General features: G+C 71.3%; 16 protein-coding genes. 9 read left to right on the top strand and 7 right to left on the bottom strand.

What is annotated here, in order from left to right; translation table 11 throughout:
- Positions 1 to 92: 92 nt before the first annotated feature.
- Positions 93 to 692: an EVE domain-containing protein gene (locus ACFY10_RS24815; RefSeq protein WP_390667379.1), complete on the top strand. Its 600-nt coding sequence runs from the start codon at positions 93 to 95 to the stop codon at positions 690 to 692.
- Between the two features lie 29 nt (positions 693 to 721).
- Here the strand turns inward: ACFY10_RS24815 and ACFY10_RS24810 are convergent, their stop codons facing one another.
- From ACFY10_RS24810 to ACFY10_RS24800, 3 genes are all read right to left on the bottom strand, one after another.
- A complete protein-coding gene (locus tag ACFY10_RS24810) occupies positions 722 to 2,611 on the bottom strand; it encodes an AMP-binding protein (RefSeq protein ID WP_390667378.1) in 1,890 nt (629 codons plus the stop codon).
- 52 nt (positions 2,612 to 2,663) lie between these two features.
- A complete protein-coding gene (gene lpdA / locus ACFY10_RS24805; protein ID WP_390667377.1) occupies positions 2,664 to 4,094 on the bottom strand; it encodes a dihydrolipoyl dehydrogenase in 1,431 nt (476 codons plus the stop codon).
- 548 nt (positions 4,095 to 4,642) lie between these two features.
- A complete protein-coding gene (locus ACFY10_RS24800; RefSeq protein WP_390667376.1) occupies positions 4,643 to 5,863 on the bottom strand; it encodes an acyl-CoA dehydrogenase family protein in 1,221 nt (406 codons plus the stop codon).
- Between the two features lie 118 nt (positions 5,864 to 5,981).
- Between ACFY10_RS24800 and ACFY10_RS24795 the strand changes: the two genes are divergently transcribed.
- The 7 genes from ACFY10_RS24795 (at position 5,982) to ACFY10_RS24765 (ending at position 13,562) form a co-directional block, all read left to right on the top strand.
- Entirely contained in the window at positions 5,982 to 6,818 is an 837-nt protein-coding gene (locus ACFY10_RS24795; RefSeq protein WP_390667375.1) for an enoyl-CoA hydratase/isomerase family protein, read from the top strand.
- Positions 6,819 to 6,912: 94 nt separating this feature from the next.
- A complete protein-coding gene (locus ACFY10_RS24790) occupies positions 6,913 to 7,545 on the top strand; it encodes a hypothetical protein (protein WP_390667374.1) in 633 nt (210 codons plus the stop codon).
- Complete coding sequence (locus ACFY10_RS24785) at positions 7,542 to 10,136, top strand: putative PEP-binding protein (RefSeq protein WP_390667373.1); 2,595 nt, start codon at positions 7,542 to 7,544, stop codon at positions 10,134 to 10,136. Before ACFY10_RS24790 ends, ACFY10_RS24785 begins: the two co-directional genes overlap by 4 nt.
- Positions 10,133 to 11,251 (top strand): acyl-CoA dehydrogenase family protein, encoded by a 1,119-nt coding sequence (locus ACFY10_RS24780; RefSeq protein ID WP_390667372.1) that lies wholly within the window; start codon positions 10,133 to 10,135, stop codon positions 11,249 to 11,251. The genes ACFY10_RS24785 and ACFY10_RS24780 overlap by 4 nt, the downstream gene beginning before the upstream one ends.
- Before the next feature lie 18 nt (positions 11,252 to 11,269).
- Positions 11,270 to 11,689, top strand: a complete 420-nt coding sequence (locus tag ACFY10_RS24775) for a Zn-ribbon domain-containing OB-fold protein (RefSeq protein ID WP_390667371.1) — start codon at positions 11,270 to 11,272, stop codon at positions 11,687 to 11,689.
- Positions 11,686 to 12,840, top strand: coding sequence for a thiolase family protein (locus ACFY10_RS24770; protein WP_390667370.1), 1,155 nt, complete (start codon positions 11,686 to 11,688; stop codon positions 12,838 to 12,840). The genes ACFY10_RS24775 and ACFY10_RS24770 overlap by 4 nt, the downstream gene beginning before the upstream one ends.
- Before the next feature lie 17 nt (positions 12,841 to 12,857).
- The gene (locus ACFY10_RS24765; protein ID WP_390667369.1) at positions 12,858 to 13,562 is read left to right on the top strand and encodes an SDR family NAD(P)-dependent oxidoreductase; all 705 of its coding nucleotides are present in this window, start codon (positions 12,858 to 12,860) and stop codon (positions 13,560 to 13,562) included.
- Positions 13,563 to 13,568: 6 nt separating this feature from the next.
- On the opposite strand, the gene ACFY10_RS24760 is transcribed toward ACFY10_RS24765, so the two are convergent.
- Positions 13,569 to 14,225 (bottom strand): TetR/AcrR family transcriptional regulator, encoded by a 657-nt coding sequence (locus ACFY10_RS24760; protein WP_037738613.1) that lies wholly within the window; start codon positions 14,223 to 14,225, stop codon positions 13,569 to 13,571.
- Between the two features lie 140 nt (positions 14,226 to 14,365).
- Between ACFY10_RS24760 and ACFY10_RS24755 the strand changes: the two genes are divergently transcribed.
- Entirely contained in the window at positions 14,366 to 14,971 is a 606-nt protein-coding gene (locus tag ACFY10_RS24755; protein WP_385234875.1) for a TetR/AcrR family transcriptional regulator, read from the top strand.
- A gap of 8 nt (positions 14,972 to 14,979) precedes the next feature.
- Here the strand turns inward: ACFY10_RS24755 and ACFY10_RS24750 are convergent, their stop codons facing one another.
- The 3 genes from ACFY10_RS24750 to ACFY10_RS24740 are packed head-to-tail and all read right to left on the bottom strand — an operon-like array spanning position 14,980 to position 18,373.
- On the bottom strand, positions 14,980 to 16,335 hold the full coding sequence (locus ACFY10_RS24750; RefSeq protein WP_390667368.1) for a 2-oxo acid dehydrogenase subunit E2: 1,356 nt from the start codon (positions 16,333 to 16,335) through the stop codon (positions 14,980 to 14,982).
- A gap of 5 nt (positions 16,336 to 16,340) precedes the next feature.
- A complete protein-coding gene (locus tag ACFY10_RS24745; RefSeq protein WP_390667367.1) occupies positions 16,341 to 17,366 on the bottom strand; it encodes an alpha-ketoacid dehydrogenase subunit beta in 1,026 nt (341 codons plus the stop codon).
- Positions 17,367 to 17,371: 5 nt separating this feature from the next.
- Positions 17,372 to 18,373, bottom strand: coding sequence for a thiamine pyrophosphate-dependent dehydrogenase E1 component subunit alpha (locus ACFY10_RS24740; protein ID WP_390667366.1), 1,002 nt, complete (start codon positions 18,371 to 18,373; stop codon positions 17,372 to 17,374).
- Positions 18,374 to 18,445 lie beyond the last annotated feature (72 nt).

Here is an 18,445-nt window from a genome sequence, read left to right as displayed (position 1 = left end):
CGCAGACTCGATTTCGACGGAGAAATAACGCCGAGCGGCCGCTGCGGATTACCTGACGCCAGGTGTCATGTATTGCTCGGAGGATGCTGCCCATGGCTTCCCACAACACCTGGCTCGGGGTCGCGTCCGGCGACCACGTCCGCGATGCCGTTGACCTCGCCATCATCCAGGTCAACCACGGCAGGCGGCACAACGTGGCCCGCATGCGCCGCGGCGACGGCTTCGTCTACTACTCCCCCACCCAGACCTACGGCTCCAGGACACCGCTGCGCGCCTTCACCGCGCTCGGCGTCATCGCCGACGACGAGCCCTACCTCGCCGACGAGGCCGTCAACATGGGCTCCCACGGCACCCGGCGCCCCTGGCGCCGCCGTATCGACTACGTCGATGCCCGTTCCGTGGATCTGCGGGACGTCACCCACCAGCTGCATCTGACGCAGGACCGCAACTGGGGATACCGGCTGCGCCTGGGCTGCATCCAGCTGGCGGTCGAGGACTTCGAGGTCCTGTACGACGCCATGACCACGGCACCCGCCCAGCGGCGGCCCGGCGGAGGGGACCGGCCCCCGCACGACAACATCGGGATCCTGCCCCTGGAACAGGGCGCCCGGGTGCCTCTGCACATGGCCACTCCGTCCGATGACGTCACCTGTTCCGACGCCACGGGTAACGGTGTGCACCTGCTCTGGTGAGTGTCATGGACGGTATCGCCGAGTCGGACTCAACCGGTGTGATCGGCGCGGTGGAGAAGCGGGCGCAGGGTCTCGATGACGCTCGGGTCGTCCACCGTGGACGGGATGGGTTCGTCGAGGCCGTCGGCGATACCGCGCATCGTCTTGCGCAGGATCTTCCCCGAGCGTGTCTTGGGCAGGGCGGCCACGACGGCGACCTCCTTGAGGGAGGCGACGGCACCGATGCGCTCGCGTACGAGCCGGACCAGTTCGGCCTCGACCTCCCTCGGGTCGCGGGCGGTGCCCGCCTTCAGGACGACGAAGCCGCGTGGGACCTGCCCCTTGAGGGCGTCCGCGACGCCGATCACGGCGCACTCGGCGACGTCGGGGTGAGCGGCCAGGGCCTCTTCCATACTGCCCGTGGACAGCCGGTGTCCGGCGACGTTGATGACGTCGTCGGTGCGGCCCATGACGTACACGTAGCCGTCCTCGTCGATGTGCCCGCTGTCGCCGGTGAGGTAGTAGCCGTCGTAGGCGGAGAGGTAGGAGGCGACGAAGCGGGCGTCGTCGTTCCAGAGGGTGGGCAGCGAACCGGGCGGCAGGGGCAGTTTCACGACGATCGCGCCGTCGACGCCGGCCGGCACGGGCTGCCCCGAGGGGTCGAGGACGCGTACGTCCCAGCCCGGCAGTGGACGGGTGGGCGAGCCGGGTTTGACGGGGGCGGCCTCGATGCCGACCGGGTTGGCGACGATCGGCCAGCCGGTCTCCGTCTGCCACCAGTGGTCGATCACCGGGATGTCCAGGAGGGCGCTCGCCCAGTGGTAGGTCTCGGGGTCGAGGCGCTCACCGGCGAGGAAGAGGTAGCGCAGGCGGGAAAGGTCGTAGTCCGCGGTGAGGACGCCCTTCGGGTCCTCCTTCCTGATGGCGCGAAAGGCGGTGGGCGCCGTGAACATGGTCTTGACGCCGTGCTCGGCGGCGACCCGCCAGAACTGGCCCGCATCCGGGGTGCCGACCGGCTTGCCCTCGTACAGGACGGTCGTGGCACCGGCCAGCAGCGGCCCGTAGACGATGTACGAGTGCCCGACCACCCAGCCGACATCGGACCCGGTGAACATCGTCTCGCCCGGGCCGATGTCGTACACGGCACCCATCGACCAGTGCAGAGCCACGGCGCAACCGCCGCAGTCGCGGACAACTCCCTTGGGTTTCCCGGTCGTTCCGGACGTGTAGAGGATGTAGAGGGGGTCGGTCGCGGCCACGGGAACACAGGCGGCAGGCGCTGCGGCGGCGGTCAGGTCGGCCCAGTCGAGGTCGTCCGGCCCCAACTCGGCCCGTTCCTGCGGCCGTTGAAGGATCACCCGCTTCTGTGGCTTGTGCGCGGCGAGTTCGATCGCGCGGTCCAGCAGCGGCTTGTAGGGGATGACGCGCTTGCCCTCGATGCCGCAGGAGGCGGAGACGACCACCTTGGGGGTGGCATCGTCGATGCGGACCGCGAGTTCGGGTGGGGCGAACCCGCCGAAGACCACCGAGTGGACGGCGCCGAGGCGTGCGCAGGCCAGCATCGCGATGGTGGCCTCGGGGACCATCGGCATGTAGATGACCACCCGGTCGCCGTGCCCCACGCCGAGCCCGGCGAGTGCACCGGCGAAGGCCGCCACCTCGTCCCTCAACTGGGCGTAGGTGTAGGTGCGTTGGGTGCCGGTCACCGGGGAGTCGTGGATGAGCGCGGGCTGTTCGCCCCGGCCGGCTTCGACATGCCGGTCCACCGCGTTGAAGCAGACGTTGAGCCGGCCGTCCGGGAACCAGCGGTAGAAGGGTGCGCCCGAGGAGTCCAGGGCACGGGACGGCGCCACCTCCCAGTCGACGCCTTCCGCCGCCCTCAGCCAGAAGCTGTCCGGGTCTTCGAGGCTGGCCCGGAAGACGTCCTCGTACACTCCCATAGCGCTCTCCTTGACCAGAGTCTGTGGTGGCCTGCCTGCTCCCGCTCACATCTCACATGTTGATCATGTGGCCGGCCAAGCCGTGGACGGCCTCCTTGACCGCCTCGCCCAGGGTGGGGTGTGCATGCACGTTGCGGGCGACCTCGTGGACGGTCAGGTCCCACTGCTGGGCCAGGGTCAGCTCGGGCAGCAGCTCCGTGACGTCGGGGCCGATCAGGTGGCCGCCGATGAGCTCTCCGTGCGTCGCATCGCTGATCAGCTTCACGAAACCGGTGGCGTCGCCCAGGCCGTGCGACTTGCCGTTGGCGGTGAAGGGGAACTTCGCCACCTTGACGTCGTAGCCGAGGTCTCGGGCCTGGGCCTCGGTGTAGCCGAAACTGGCGATCTGGGGCTGGCAGTAGGTGGCGCGCGGGATCATCACGTAGTCGAGCTCCATGGTCTCCGCGTCCGCGAGGGTCTCGGCAGCGATGATGCCCATCGCCTCCGCGGCGTGCGCGAGCATCAACTTGGCGGTCACGTCGCCGATCGCGTAGAGGTGGGGCACGGAGGTACGGCACCGGCCGTCGACCTCGATCGCGCCGCGCTCGGTGACCTGCACGCCGGTCTTCTCCAGGCCGTAGCCGGTGACGTTCGGCTGGAAGCCGATCGCCTGGAGGACCTTGTCGGCCTCCAGCACCTGCTGGGAGCCGTCCGCCGCGGTGACGGTGACCCTGACCTGGGGCCCGGACTCGTCGATGGCGTCGACCCGGGTGGCGGTGAGCACGTCGATGCCGAGCCTGCGGTACTGCTTGGCGAGTTCGGCGGAGACCTCGGCGTCCTCCAGCGGCGTGACGCGGTCCAGGAACTCGACGATCGTCACCTTCACGCCGTAGTTGTGCAGCACGTAGGCGAACTCCACACCGATCGCTCCGGCCCCCGCGATGACGATCGACTGCGGGAGGTCCTCGGCGAGGATCTGCTCCTCGAACGTCACCACGCGCGCGCTGCGCTTGGTGCCCGGCAGCAGCTTCGGCGTGGCGCCGGTGGCGATGATGCAGTGCTCGAAGCCGATGGTGCGGGTGTCGCCGTCGTAGCCGGCCACCTGCAGGGTGTGCGGGTCGAGGAAGGTGCCACGGCCGTCGAACTCCGTGATCTTGTTCTTCTTCATCAGGTAGTGCACGCCCTTGACCCGGCCGTCCGCCACCTTGCGGCTGCGGCGGAACGCCTCCCCGTAGTCGAAGGTGACCTGCCCCTCCACCTTGATGCCGAAGGTCTTCGCCTCGCGCGTGAAGATGTGCGCCAGCTCCGCGTTGCGCAGCAGGGCCTTGCTGGGGATGCACCCCACGTTCAGACAGACACCACCCCAGTACTTCTCCTCGACGACAGCCACGCGCTTGCCCAACTGGGCGGCGCGGACCGCGGCGACGTAGCCGCCGGGGCCGGCTCCAAGGACCACGACGTCGAAGTACTCGCCCTGCTCGCCCTGCTCGCCCTGCTCGTCCATGAGGCTTCCTCTCTACGGGATCGGGAGACCATGACCATCATCCCTGCCGTCCCACACGTCCGCCCGGACACACCGGGCGGATAGACGTGGAGGCCACGCTTACACTCCGGCCCCGAACTATGTTGTCCCACCACATGTGCGCCTGACCTGCGGATTCCTACGGTGTTCCGACACGAACCCGTCCCCATCGCACACGAGGAAGTGGCGCACATGACCTCCGGAACCACCGCTCCCCCACCACCTGCGAACCTCCGTCGCATCATCGCCGCCAGTCTCATCGGCACCACCATCGAGTGGTACGACGACTCATCCGATCGGAGCTAGGACCTGCGGAGTTGCCTCCCGGGCAGCCTGAAAGTCAGCACCGGACCGGCACCGGCACCGAACCGCGCCGACTCACGGCTTCACGGTCGACGCAGTCGCGAGCAGTCGACGGCCCGTCCGGCGCACAGAACCACGCGGTATACGTCCGGGCTGCGCGGCGGGACATCGCCTGACCCGTGGATCCCGGGCGAGACGGGCCCGGAACGCCTCCCCCGGCGATGCCGTCATGAGCCGTCGGCGGCACCTGTTCGCGGTTGTCGGTAGGGCCGCACCGCTCGGCGTGCAATGGCGAATCGGTGCGTCTCCGAAGGGCCGTCGTAGATCCGGAACGGCCGCACCTCCCTGAGCAGACGGGCCAGCGGGGCGTCGGCTGCCGAGATGCCGAGCGCTCCGCAGATCTGCACCGCCCGGTCCACCACCCGGTTCACCGCCTCCGCCACGAAGGTCTTGGACACGGAGGTGAGTTGCGAGGCGGCGGCGGAGGCGGTGTCCAACTCCCAGGCGGTACGCAGGATCAGCGCGCGGCTCGCCTCGATGTCGATCTCGGAGTCGGCCAGCATCTGCTGGACCATGCCGAGGTCTCCCAGCACCGAGCCGAACGCGGTCCGGCTGCCCGCCCTCTCCAATGCGACGTCCTGGGCGCGGCGAGCGGCTCCCAGCCAGCGCATGCAGTGGGTCAGCCGGGCGGGACCGAGCCGGACCTGGGCGCCGTCGAAACCGCGGTCCACCGCGCCGAGCACCTGCTCCTCCCTCACCACGCACCCCTCGAAGACGATCTCGCTGTGCCCCGCGAAGAGCGACTCGTCCAGCGTCTCGATGGTCCGGACGATGCGCATGCCGGGGGTGTCGGCGTCGACCAGGAACATGGTGGCGCCACCCGGGTCGCCGGGACTGCCGGAGGTGCGGGCCATGACGATGGCGAAGCGGGCCCCGTCGGCCCCGGTGATGAACCACTTGCGGCCGTCGATGCGCCAGCCACCGGGGACCTGGGTCGCGGTGGTCCGCAAGGAGCGGGGATCGGCACCCGCCCCGGGCGCCGGTTCGGTCATGGCGAAGCAGGATCGTGTCTCGCCCGCGGCGAGCGGCCGCAGGTACTTCTGCTTCTGCTCTTCGGTGGCCACCTTCTCCAGCAGGTGCATGTTGCCCTCGTCCGGGGCCGCGCAGTTCAGCGCCAGTGGTCCGAGCAGCGAGTAGCCCGCGGCTTCGAACACCACCGCCTGCCCGCGCAGGTCGAGCCCGTGGCCGCCCCACCGCGTCGGCACGTGGGGAGCGAACACACCCGCCTCACGCGCACCTTTCTGCAGGGCTTCCCGCAGGGCCTCGGGAGCATCGTGCACGGACCCGCCGCACTCGCGCTCGGCCGGGATCACCACCTCGCGTACGAACTCGGCGGTGGACGCGGCGAGTTGGGCAACAGGCGGATCGACATCGAACTGGATGGGCACGGGACCTCCCGCCGACGGGCGTACGGGCATCGGTGCCCGTCGCGTCCTAGAAACTGTACAGCGTCTTCAGTATCTTGCCGGGAGGCACCCGGCGACGGGAAGACGACAGGAGAAAGCCATGAGCCTCCCCGCGAGCGCCGAGCCGGTCCGGATCGTGCGCCACCCCGACGGTGTCGTCGAGGTGAGGCTGGACGATCCCGGGCGGGGAAACGCCCTGGACCTCAGGACCGCGGAGGCGTTGCGGGACACGACCGCCGAGGTGGCGGTGGAGCCGGGCGGCGCGGTCCTGCTGCGGGCGGCGGGCGGCAGCTTCTGCGTGGGCGGTGACCTGCGCGCTTTCGCCGGTCGCGGCACGGAGACCGGCGCCTATGTGCACGCCGTGGCCACCGCCGCGCACGCCGCGATACAGGCTCTGCACGACCTGCCGGTGCCCGTGGTGACCGCCGTGCGCGGCGCGGCAGCGGGCGGCGGGATCGGTCTCGCCCTGGTGGGTGACATCGTCCTGGCGGCGCGGTCCGCGCGCTTCCGGCTGGCGTACACAGCGATCGGGCTCACCCCGGACTGCGGGGCCTCATGGTTCCTGCCGCGCCTGGCGGGCCCCCGACTGGCAGCGGACCTGATCCTCACCAACCGGGTCCTGACCGGCGACGACGCCGAGCGGTTGGGCCTGGTCTCCCGGTCCGTGGACGACGAGCAACTGGACGACGCGGCGCACCGCACCGCCGCCGGTCTGGCCGCCGGTGCCGGTGACGCGCTGCGCGCCGCGAAGGGTCTGCTGCGCGCCGGCGCCGGTGAAGAGCTGCGCCGCCACCTCGCCGAAGAGGCGCGGCTGATCGCCTTGCTGGCGGACGGCGAGGAGGCACAGGACCGCATGGCGTCGTTCCTCGCCGCCCGGGGCCGCTCGAAGGCGGCCGACAGCGGGACCGGGACCCGGGAACCCGAAAGTGTTTCTTGAATCCCTCTTCACTAACACCCCGCCCGGAGCGTAACCTCCGGGCAACACAGAACCGAGGAACCGGTCACCACTGAACCGGGGAAAAGGTGTGGCGATGCAATCTGCTGCCGTGGACCTTCCGGACGCTCCCGACGAGAGCCTCACCGAAGCCGTCGTCGACCTCGTTCTGCGTGGCATGTGGCGCGGCCGGCCAGAGTCCGAGCACCGCCCCCTGGTCGACGCGGGGCTGGCGATGGTGAAGGGTCCGGTGGTGCTGCCGACCGAGCAGGCCAAGGCCACCGCCTCGCGGATCCTGCGGGTTGCCGCGGGATCCGAGCAGGAGGAGCGGATCACCGCGGCGTACGAGGCCTTCCTGCCGGTCAACCGCAAGATCCGCGACGTGTGCACGGCATGGCAGTGCCGCCCCGACGGCACCGCCAACGACCACTCCGACAGCGGCTACGACGCCGAGGTGCGCGAGTCGCTGGAAGACGTGCACGAGGCCATCCAGCCCGTGCTGCGCAGGCTGGAGCGGGTGCTCGCCGGCAGCGGGCGGTACCTGACGGCCCTGGAGGAAGCCCTCGACCACTTCGACGAGGGCGAGCCGGCGTGGCTGGCCTCGCCGCTGTGCGACTCGTACCACACCGTGTGGATGCGGCTGCACCAGGAACTGCTGCTGGTGCTGGGCATCAGCCGGGCCCAGGACGAGGCCCGCGAAGAGGAGCTGGTCACAAGGAGCCGGGGTTGAGCGTCACCAACCGCGAGGCGGGCCCGCTCGCACAGTCCGAGGCCTCTCGCACACCGTCCGAGACCCCCGGCCGGAGCCTGGTGCCCTACGGGCAGGGTCGGATCCGGGGCCTCGACGCCGCTGAACTGGGCGCACACGGCGCGGCGATGGACCGGCTGGTGGCCCTCGGGCTGCCGGTCGTGCCGGGCCTCACCGTGCCTGCCGACGCCTCCGCGTCCCTGTGCGAACCCGACACCGCGAGATCCGCTGTCGATCTGGTCGAACAGCTCTCGGGACGGCGGATCGGCGACCCGACCCGGCCGCTGCTGCTGCGCCTGTCGGCGAGTGCTCCGACCGAGATCGCCGGGCTGCCGCCCGACCTTGCGTGTCTCGGCGTGACGCCCGGCAATGCGGGCGACCTGTGCGCCGTCATCGGTCGCGCGGAGGCGCTGCAGGAGGTGTGGGCCGCCACCGTGCGGATGATCGCCGAGTACGCCCTCGACGTCCCGGGTGCGGTGCTCGACGACGCCCTCCTCGACACGCCCGAGCCGCGGGCACGGGTCGAAGCACTGCTGTCCCAGGTGGCGCAGCACGGCTCCGAGCCCTTCCCCGACGATCCGGCACAGCAACTCGCACTGGCCGCCCGAGCCCTCCTCGGCCGATGGGACTCGCCGCGCGCGAGAAGGTCCCGCCGGGCCCAGCGACTCCCCGCCGATCTCGCCGTCGCCCTGCACGTGCAGGCGCTGCGCATCGGCCCGGCAGACCACTCGGGTCACGGCACGGCGGTCAGCCGCCACCCTGAGACCGGGCGCCTCTCCCCCCAGGGCTCCTTCTTCCGTGGGGTGCGCCGCAGCGCCCCGCCGCCCCACACCGGTGAACCGCTGGAGCGGCTCGCGGGGGGAACCGCGCTGCTGGAGCACTCTCTGCTCACCCTGGAACGTCATCTGCACGCGCCGGTGTCCGTCGACTTCGAGGTACGCGACGACGAGATCTCCCTGCTCGCCGCCTCGGCGCAACTGCGCCCGCCGCTTCGCGCGTCGGTGTGTCTGGCCGCGGACCTGGCCCGGGACGGGGCGCTCGGCCGCGAGGAGGCCGTGCGGCGCATCACCCCCGCGCAGGTGCAGGAACTGCTGCATCCCCAGCTCCGGCTGACCGGCGGGGAGGAGCTCCTGGTGAGGGGGCTGCCCGCGTCCCCGGGGGCGGCGACCGGAGCGGTCGCGCTGTCCAGCGAGAGTGCCCTCGAACTGGCTGCGGACGGCACTCGGGTCGTGCTCGTGGCTGCCGAGACGAACCCCGCGGATGTCCCCGGGATGCTGGCCTCCGTCGCCGTGCTGACTGGCAGCGGCGGCATCGCCTCGCACGCCGCCGTGGTGGCGCGGGGCGCCGGCAAGCCCGCGGTGTGCGGTGCCGAGGGGCTGCGCGTGGACCGGGCCGCCGGGACGGTGCGGATCGGGGACCGGGTGCTGCACGAGGGGGACCCCGTTTCTCTGGACGGCCGCACCGGCGCCGTCTACGCGGGGACGCTGAGCGTCAGTGTCGCCGGACCGCCGCCCGAACTGTCCACCCTGTTGGAGTGGGCGGACGGCATGCGTCGGCTGGGTGTGCGGGTCAACGCCGACACGGCCGCGGAGGTGAGCACCGCCGTCGCCCTGGGCGCGGAGGGTGTCGGCCTGTGCCGTACGGAGCACCAGTTCCTCGGCGAGCGGCTGCCGCTGATCCGCCGGGTGATCCTGGCCGCCGACCCTACGGCCCGCGACGAGGCGCTGCTGGCGCTGGAGCACGCCCAGCACGAGGACTTCAGGGCGCTGCTGGCGGCGGTCGGAAACCGCCCGGTGACCGTGCGCCTGCTGGACGCCCCCTTGCACGAGTTCCTGCCCGCCCCCGGACAGGCCCTGGACGCGGCCGAGGAGCAGCGGGCCGCCGCGCTGCGCGAGGCGAACCCGATGCTCGGGCTGCGCGGGGTGCGGCTGGCGCTGCTGCACGAGCGGCTCTACCCGGCGCAGGCCGAGGCGCTCTTCACCGCCTGGGCCGATGTCGCCGCCACCGGAGTCCGCCCGGAGCTGGAGGTGATGATCCCGCTCGTCAGCCTGCCGGAGGAACTGGCCGCCGCGGCCGCGTACGTGCGCGGTGCCGCCGACGCGGTCGCCGCCCGGACCGGAGTGGAGGTCCCGTACCGGCTCGGCACGATGATCGAGACCCCGCGGGCCGCGCTGCTGGCCGGCGAACTGGCCGAGCACGCCGAGTTCTTCTCCTTCGGCACCAACGACCTCACTCAGCTCACCTACGGATTCTCCCGGGACGACGTCGAGCGCCAGGTGCTCGCCAACTACCAGGAGCGCGGGTTCCTGACCGCCAGCCCGTTCGCCCGGCTCGACCCGCACGGGGTGGGCGCCCTGATCGACCTGGCGGCACAGCGGGCGCGGAGCGCACGGCCCGGCATCAAGCTGGGCGTGTGCGGTGAGCACGGCGGGGACCCGGAGTCGATCGCGTTCTGCGACGACCTCGGCCTCGACTACGTCTCCTGTTCCGCGCACCGCGTGCCGGTGGCCCGGATGGCGGCTGCGCACAGTGCCCTGCGGGAGCGGCGCGACGAGAGCGGGAGCACACGATGACGAGCACCGTGACGGACGGCACGGCCCTGTCGGACACCGAACTGGACGACCTGCGCGAGACCGTTCGGTCGGTGTGCGCGGACGCCGGCGGCACCGCCGCGGTACGCCGGATGTCCGAGGAGGCCCCCGGCATCGACGCCGAGTTGTGGGACACCCTCGGCCGGCAGGTCGGCCTCGCGGCCCTCGGCCTGCCCGAGTCCGCCGGAGGCATCGGCGGGCTCGCCGAGATCGCCGTGGTCTGCGAGGAGTTGGGCAGGACGCTGGCGCCGGTACCGCTGCTGTCCTCCACCGTGCTGGCCGGCCAGGTACTGGCCGGCTGCGGCACCGCCGACAGAGCACTGGCCGAATTGGCCGAGGGCACGGTGCACGCCCTGGCGGTGGCGGCCCCCGACGGAGCATGGCAGTCCGACGCCGTACCGGTGGCCGTCTCCTGGCAGGGCAGCGTGCCGCTGCTCGACGGCACCGCGCCGTTCGTCCTCGACGGCGCCGACGCCGAAACGCTGGTAGTGGCCGCGGCCGGTGCCGACGGCGTGGACCTCTACCTCGTCGACCCGCGCGAGCCTGGGGTCACGGTGCGCCGGGTGCCGACCCTGGACCTCAGCCGGGGTCAGGCGGTGGTCACCTTCTCCGGTGCCCGGGCCCGGGCACTGACCGCCAGCGGCGAGGGGGCGGACGTCGTCTCCCGCGCCCTGGACGTGGCGCTGGTGGCTCTGGCCGCCGAGCAACTGGGCGGAGCGCAGGCCGCGTTGGACATGACGGTGGCCCATGTGCGCGACCGTACCCAGTTCGGCAGGGCGATCGGCGGCTTCCAGGCGGTCAAGCACACCTGTGCCGACATGCTGCTCCAGGTCGAGGCCGCTCGGTCGGCCGTGGTGCGCGCGGTGCGGGCGGCCGGCTCGCCCGAGGCGCTGGCCGAGGCGGCGGCAGTGGCACAGGCGTGGTGCGGCGAGGCGTTCGTGTCCGTCGCCGCCGAGTGCGTGCAGCTGCACGGCGGCATGGGCTTCACCTGGGAGCACGACGCACACCTGTACTTCCGGCGCGCCCAGTCCTACGCCGTTCTGCTGGGCGGCGCCGCACACCATCGGGAACGGCTGGCCGGGCTGCTGGGCTGGTGACGTGGAAGGCGGAACGGCATGACCACCAGACTCATCGACGAGGCGTTGTTCGTCGACGGAGACCCACCTCGTCTCGCGGGCGCGCGCTGCTCCGCGTGTACCACCGTGGTCTTCCCCCGACAGGACTCGTGCCCCAAGTGTGCGGACGGGGCCATGTCCACGCATGTGCTGCCGGTGAGCGGGCGCGTGTGGTCGTGGACGCTCCAGGCCTTTGCGCCGAAGCCGCCGTACCGCCCGCCGTCCGGCGGCCACCGGCCCTATCACCTGGGCTATGTGGACCTCGGTGAGGTGCTGGTCGAGGCACTGCTGGCGGTACCCCGCGCGGAGATACGGATCGGTCTGCCGGTCCGGCTCACCATGGTGCCCGCGTACCAGGACGAGGACGGAACCGAGGTTGTGACCTTCGCGTTCCGTCCGGACCCGGACGGGGAGCGATGAGCCGGACCGACGACGTGTACGTGGTCGGGTGCGGGATGCATCCCTTCGGCCGCGACGAGAGCGTCACCGGCATGGACATGGCCGAGCGTGCGATACGCGAGGCCCTGGCCGACGCCGGTGTCGCCTGGGAGGACATCGGCTACGCGGCCGGCGGCTCGGACGTGTCCGGAAAGCCCGACACGCTGGTGGGCCGCCTGGGCCTGACCGGTGTGCCCTTCGTCAATGTGCAGAACGGCTGCGCGACCGGTGCCTCCACCGTGCTCGCGGTGGCCAACGCGCTGCGCGCGGGCGAGGCCTCCCTTGGACTGGCGGTCGGGTTCGACAAGCACGAGCGGGGCGCGTTCCACGTCTCCGCGGCCCGCTACGGTCTGGGCGACTGGTACGCCGAGACCGGCATGATGCTCACGACCCAGTTCTTCGCCCTCAAGACCCAGCGGTATCTGCACGAGCACGGGATCTCGGAGCGCGCGCTGGCGATGGTCGCCGCGCGGGCCTTCCGCAACGGCTCGCACCACCCACTGGCCTGGCGGCGCAAGCCGCTGACGGAGCAGGAGATCCTGGACTCGGCCGAGGTCAGTCCCCCGCTCACCCAGTACATGTTCTGTTCCCCCGGTCAGGGCGCGGCCGCGCTGGTGCTGGCGCGCGGCGAGCGCGCCTTCGACCTGTGTGAACAACCGGTCAGGCTGGCATCGTTGGCCTTCCGGACCCGGCGGTTCGGTTCCTTCGAGGTCTTCTCGCCCTGGCTGCCGCCGGGACCGCACCACAGCCCCAGCGTCGACGCCGCGGAGGCGGTCTTCCACGCGGCAGGAGTGCGGCCCGCGGACGTACAGGTCGCCCAGTTGCAGGACACCGACAGCGGCTCGGAGCTCATCCACCTGGCGGAGACCGGGCTGTGCGGTCATGGCGAGCAGGAGGAGCTGCTGTCCGCCGGGGACACCGATCCGACGGGCCGGATACCGGTCAACACCGACGGCGGCTGCCTGGCCGGCGGAGAGCCCGTCGGCGCCTCCGGGCTGCGGCAGTTCCATGAAGTCGTACGGCAATTGCAGGGCCGGGCGCCCGGTGTGCAGGTGCCGGGCGCTCCCCGGGTGGGCTTCACCCATGTGTACGGGGCGCCCGGGATCAGCGCGTGCTCGGTTCTGACGGTGTGAAAGGCGGCGGGCGAGCCATGCGGCACGGCGAGAAGGCGGCACTGGTGACCGGCGGGGCACGCGGGATCGGCCTGGAGATGTGCCGACAGCTCGCGGACCAGGGGCTGCGGGTCCTGGTCGGGGCGCGACGTCTGGAGGCCGCGGAAGAGGCGTGCCGCGTCATCGGCCCGGCGGCACTGCCGCTGGCCCTGGACGTGACGTCCGCGAAGAGCGTCACGGAAGCGGTCCGAGAAGCGACGGGGCTGACCGGTGGGATCGATGTGCTGGTGAACAACGCGGGCGTGTCCCTGGACCGGGAACTGCGGCCCCCGTATGTCGATGAGGACATCCTGCGGGCGACCCTGGACACGAACCTCACCGGCGCCTGGCGGGTGGCGGAGGCCGTCGTCCCGGGCATGGTGGAAGCCGGCTACGGACGGGTCGTGAACGTCACCAGCTCGTACGGCTCGCTGGCGCTGATGGACTCCGGCAGGCACCCCGCCTACCGGATCTCCAAGACGGCGCTCAACGCCCTGACCCGTATGCTCGCGGCCGAGCTGTCCGGCACGGGCGTCCTGGTCAACGCCGCCGACCCCGGCTGGACCCGCAGCGGCATGGGCGGGCCCTCCGCTCCGCGCGGTCCGGCGGAAGGGGCGGACACCCCGGTCTGGCTGGCGACCCTTCCCGAAGGCGACGAGACGACGGGCGGGCTGTTCGCCGACCGCAAGCCGCTGCCCTGGTGAACCGCCTCAGGTCCGGGACGGGGCCGGCTTCTCCTCGGCGCCGACGATGCGCAGCGCCAGCGCCCTGACCGCCTCCAGCACGGACCGGGAGGGCAGCTGGGACAGCGGTCCGCCCTCCGCCCGCAGCGCCGTGACCAGCATGGTCGTACTGATCAGTGTGCGGACCGCGAGCGCCTGCCCCGCATGCCGGGCCTTCGCCGCCCGAGGGCTGCGAGTCGTGCCCTCGGGCAGATAGTCGTAGCCGCGCTGGACATGCCGCTGCTCGAACTCGTCCCGCAGCACCTTGACACTGCCGTTGGCGGAGGCGACCTGGACCTGGTACAGACGGGCCTCGTCCGGGTTCTGCTCCACCCAGTCCCACACCGCGTCGATGACGCGGACCAGGCCCTCCGCATCACCCGGCTCGGACTCCGGACGCGCCGCCTCCACGACCGCGTTCAGCTGGTCGAAGACCCGTCGCATCGCGAGTTCGAGCAACTCCTCTTTGCCGTCGAAGTGGTAGTAGACGGCGGTGGGCACCACCTGTGCCTCGTCCGCGATGTCCTGGATGCTGGTCTCCGCGAATCCATTGCGGCCGAACACCCGCACGGCGGCGGAGATGATGTGCTGCCGCCGCGAGGGCCGGTGGGCGGGCTGCTTGCCGTTCTTCGTGGTGGCCATCATGCTCCCTGCCGACTGCCGTGAACCCGCGTCCGTGGGCCCTGCGTACTGACCATTGTATCCAGTAACTACTCCCGCCCGACGGCATAATTCCTGCTACGCAAGCGCCTCCGGAGCACCGGGCTCCCGGCATACTTGACACCATGACGACATCCGGAACCCGCGCCGCTCATCGCCCGTCGCGCAAGCAGTGGGTGATCGACGCAGCCACGGAGCTGTTCGCCACCCAGCCGCCGGACGAGGTGACGGTGGCCGACATCGCCGCGCGTGCGGAGATGACCTCGGCAGCGGTGTACTACCACTTCTCCTCCAAGGACCAGGTCCTGGCGGAGGGGATGCGGGTGTTCGCCGCCGCGCTGCGCGAGCAGTTGCAGGCACTCACTCAGGCCCACGAACCCGGCTCGGACATCGGCACGGCGATCACCTCGCTGCTGGCCTGGCTGGGCGAACACCGGTCCGCCGCCACCGTCTTCTTCGTGTCGTCGGCCGGCATGAGCCAGGACGCGGAGGCACTGCGCCAGGAGAGCCGTACCGAACTGCTGGACGAACTGGTGCGGCTGATCCGCAAGGCTCGCGGTCAGGTCTCCGACGCCGAGGCGGCGGTGATCGGCCTGGGCCTGCTGGCACTGCTGGAGACCGCTGCGATCTCGCAGGTCCGGGGCGACGACGTCTACCGGTCGCTGGGGCACCGCTCCTTCGTCCGCGAGGTCGGCAACCTCGCGGAGCGGATCGCCGACCCGGCCACATAAGCCTCGGATCACACCAGCAGGCGGAGGGGCTTGCTCAGCAACTCACCTACGGAGCGCAGATATTCGGCCGCGGGTGCCCCGTCGACGGCACGGTGGTCGAAGGTGAGGCTGAGGGTGAGCACCCGCGTCCGCAGCGGCCGGTCGTCCACCCACTCGACGCCGTCCCTGAGCCGGCCCACCCCGAGGATCGCGACGTTGCCGGGGTTGATCACGGGGGTGAAGAAGTCGACGCCGTATCCGCCGAGCGAGGTGACCGTGAAGGTGGCCCCTTCCAGCTGCGCGGGGGATATCCGCCCTTCGCGTGCGGCCTGGGCCAGGGATCTCGACCGGCGGGCGACCTCGGGCAGCGGCAGCGCTACGGCGTCCTCGATCACGGGGACCATCAGGCCGCCCGGAACGGCCACCGCGAAGCCCAGGTGGACCTCTTCGAGCAGATGGATGCCGTCCTCCCGCACCGTCGCGTTGAGCAGCGGGTGCTCGCGCAGCGCCAGGGCCGCGGCCTTCAGCAGGAAGTCGTTGATGCTGGGCACCGGCAGATCGCTGCCGGCCCACTCCTCCTTGAGCCGGTCCCGCAGGGACACCACGGCGTCCATCCGCACCTCGTAGCCGTGCGTCAGCTGCGCCATCTCCTGGAGGCTGGCGTGCATCCTGCGGGCGATGGTGCCGCGCATCCCGGTGAGTGGGATGACCTTGCTGGGACGAGCGGGAGTGACTTCGGGCGCCGGAGTGACGCCATCCAGATCCGCCCTGCGGATCCGGCCGCCGGGCCCGGTGCCGTTCACCTCGGAGAGATCGATGCCCCGCTCCTTCGCCAGCTTGCGGACCAGCGGTGAGGCGGGGGTGTCGCCCGGCGGGACGAGGGTGACGAGGTCGCCGGGGAGGGCCGCGAGGAAGTCCTCGACGTCCTCGGAGACGATCCGTCCGCCGGGACCGGTGCCCCGTACGGCGGTGAGGTCGACGTCGGCGGCCGCGGCGACCCTCCGGGCGTTGGGTGAGGACAGAAGCCGGTCACCGATGCCCTTCTCACCCGTGCCGTTCACGGAGGGCGCCGCGCCGGCGTCAGGAACAGGCATAGTGGTCCCGGACCCGACCGGCGTCGGTGTTCCCGCCGGATCCGGTGGCTGTTCGCCCTCGGCCAGCAGCCAGCCGATGAGGGCCCCGGCCGGGACGGTGGCCCCGGCCGCGACTACCGGGTGGAACAGTCCCCCGGCCTCCGCCTCGACGTCCACGTCGACCTTGTCGGTGGCCAGCCGCAGCAGGGCGTCGCCCTCCGCGACGGCGGCGCCGGTGGGCACGAGCCATTCGTCGATCGTGCCTTCCTGCATGGTCAGGCCGATCTTCGGCAGCAGAACCTCGACCGCCACGTCGGTCACGACCTTTCGAGGAGACGCCGGCAGCCCTGGGCGATCCGGGTGCGATCGGGGACGTAGGCCTTCTCCAGGACCGGGGAGAAGGGAACGGGCGAGAAAGGGGCGCCGATGCGCAGGACCGGCGCGTCCAGGTGGTCGAAGGCGGCGTCCTGGATCTGGGCGGCGATCTCCGCGCCGAGCCCGCCGAAGGTGACGGCCTCGTGCACCACGAGCACCCGGTTGGTGCGACGGACGGAGGCGAACATCGTCTCGGTGTCCAGGGGCTGCACGGTGCGCGGGTCGATCACCTCGATCTCGACGCCCTCGGCCGCGAGTTCGTCGGCCGCCGCGAGGGCCTCCCCCACCATGCGGCCCAGGGCGATCACGGTGACGTCGCTGCCCTGGCGCGCGGTGTGCGCCTGACCCAGCGGGATGCCGTAGATCTCCTCGGACACCTCGCTGGTGCTGCCGAGCAGGACCTTGTTGAGCATGACGACGACCGGGTTGTCGTCCCGGATGGCCGAGACGGTCAGGCCCTTGGCGGTGTACGCGTCGCACGGCATGACGACCTTGAGGCCGGGCACGTGGGCCAGCCAGGCCTCCAGGCTCTGGCTGTGCTGGGCCGCGGCGCCGAGGCCGGCTCCGGAGGCGGTGGTGATGGTGAGCGGCACGGACAGCGCGCCGCCGAACATGTACTTCATCTTGGCTGCCTGGTTGACGATCTGGTCGAGGCAGACGCCGATGAAGTCCATGAACATGAGGTCGACGACGGGGCGCAGGCCCCGGGCCGCGGCACCCACGCCCAGACCGACGAGGGCGGCTTCGGAGATCGGGGTGTCGATCATGCGGCGGGGGCCGAACTCGTCGAGCAGGTTGTCGAACATGCGGAAGACGCCGCCGTAACCGGCCACGTCCTCGCCGGCGACGAAGACGTTCTCGTCCTCGCGCATGGCCTGGGCGAGTCCCTCGTTGAAGGCCTTGACGTAGGTCAGTTTGCGGGCCGCGGCGTTCGGGACGACGGCCGGTGCTTCGGTGGTGGTGGTCATGGCGGTCACCCTGAGTAGACGTTGAGCAGCAGGTCGGCGGGGTCGGGCAGGGGGCTGGTCTCGGCGTACGCGATGGCCTCGGCGATCTCGTCGCGGGTGCGCTGCCATACGTCGTCCAGCTCCGCGCGGGTCGCCGTGCCGTCGGCGACGGCACGGGTCTCCAGCAGGTCGATGGGGTCGCGGGCCTTCCACTCGGCGACCTCCTCGTCCGAGCGGTAGGGGTGCCGCAGGCCCTTGACGCCCTGGTGGTCGAAGAAGCGGTAGGTCTTGGCCTCGATCATCATCGGGCCCGCGCCCGACCGGGCCCGTTCGACGGCGTCGGCAGCGGCGCGATGGACGGCGACCGCGTCCATGCCGTCGACGATCACGCTGGGCATGCCGTAGGCGGCGGCCCGCTCGGCAACGTCGTTGATCAACATGTGCTTCGACTGTGGCGTGAATTCGGCGTAGCCGTTGTTCTCGCACACGAAGACGACGGGCAGGCCGAGGATCGCGGCCATGTTGGCGCCCTCGTGGAAGGCGCCGATGTTGGTGGCGCCGTCGCCGAAGAAGGTCACGGCGACGCTGTCCTCGCCCTTGTAGCGGGCGGCGAAGGCGGCACCCACGGCGATCGGGACGCCCGCCCCGACGATGCCGTTGGCGCCGAGCATGCCGCGGGTGAGGTCGTTTATGTGCATGCTGCCGCCGCGGCCGAGGCAGGCGCCGGTGACGCGTCCGTACAGCTCGGCGTACATCTCGCGGAGGCCGACGCCCTTGGCCACGGCGTGCCCGTGGCCGCGGTGGGTGGAGGTGATCTGGTCGTCGTCGCGCAGGGCCGCCATGACGCCGGCGGCCACGGCTTCCTGGCCGACATACAGGTGCAGGAAGCCGGGCAGCTTGCCGGCCTCCATGAGTTTGCCCGCCTCGGTCTCGAACAGCCGGATGCGCACCATGCGCTCGTGCAGATCCCTGATGACCTGCGCGGATACCTGGTGCGCGGCCGCATCGGCCGACTTCTTCTGAGCCATCGTCCGCCCCTTCGCCCGAGGGAGGTGTGCCACGGAAGTGGACTTTCTAGTGTCTGTCTACAGTAACCAGCA

This window comes from Streptomyces sp. NPDC001401, assembly GCF_042895385.1.
Lineage (GTDB): Bacteria > Actinomycetota > Actinomycetes > Streptomycetales > Streptomycetaceae > Streptomyces.
Note: the sequence above shows the minus strand (reverse complement) of the source record. Positions and strands in the feature narration are given on the sequence as shown.

What these genes read in the sequence shown, in the direction of transcription:
- ACFY10_RS24810 (WP_390667378.1), bottom strand. Translation starts at nt 2,611, where the DNA reads ATGGGAGTGTACGAGGACGTCTTCCGGGCCAGCCTCGAAGACCCGGAC.
- ACFY10_RS24770 (WP_390667370.1), top strand. Translation starts at nt 11,686, where the DNA reads ATGAGCCGGACCGACGACGTGTACGTGGTCGGGTGCGGGATGCATCCC.
- ACFY10_RS24765 (WP_390667369.1), top strand. Translation starts at nt 12,858, where the DNA reads ATGCGGCACGGCGAGAAGGCGGCACTGGTGACCGGCGGGGCACGCGGG.
- ACFY10_RS24760 (WP_037738613.1), bottom strand. Translation starts at nt 14,225, where the DNA reads ATGATGGCCACCACGAAGAACGGCAAGCAGCCCGCCCACCGGCCCTCG.
- ACFY10_RS24740 (WP_390667366.1), bottom strand. Translation starts at nt 18,373, where the DNA reads ATGGCTCAGAAGAAGTCGGCCGATGCGGCCGCGCACCAGGTATCCGCG.
- ACFY10_RS24745 (WP_390667367.1), bottom strand. Translation starts at nt 17,366, where the DNA reads ATGACCACCACCACCGAAGCACCGGCCGTCGTCCCGAACGCCGCGGCC.
- lpdA (WP_390667377.1), bottom strand. Translation starts at nt 4,094, where the DNA reads ATGGACGAGCAGGGCGAGCAGGGCGAGCAGGGCGAGTACTTCGACGTC.
- ACFY10_RS24775 (WP_390667371.1), top strand. Translation starts at nt 11,270, where the DNA reads ATGACCACCAGACTCATCGACGAGGCGTTGTTCGTCGACGGAGACCCA.
- ACFY10_RS24790 (WP_390667374.1), top strand. Translation starts at nt 6,913, where the DNA reads ATGCAATCTGCTGCCGTGGACCTTCCGGACGCTCCCGACGAGAGCCTC.
- ACFY10_RS24780 (WP_390667372.1), top strand. Translation starts at nt 10,133, where the DNA reads ATGACGAGCACCGTGACGGACGGCACGGCCCTGTCGGACACCGAACTG.
- ACFY10_RS24795 (WP_390667375.1), top strand. Translation starts at nt 5,982, where the DNA reads ATGAGCCTCCCCGCGAGCGCCGAGCCGGTCCGGATCGTGCGCCACCCC.
- ACFY10_RS24755 (WP_385234875.1), top strand. Translation starts at nt 14,366, where the DNA reads ATGACGACATCCGGAACCCGCGCCGCTCATCGCCCGTCGCGCAAGCAG.
- ACFY10_RS24815 (WP_390667379.1), top strand. Translation starts at nt 93, where the DNA reads ATGGCTTCCCACAACACCTGGCTCGGGGTCGCGTCCGGCGACCACGTC.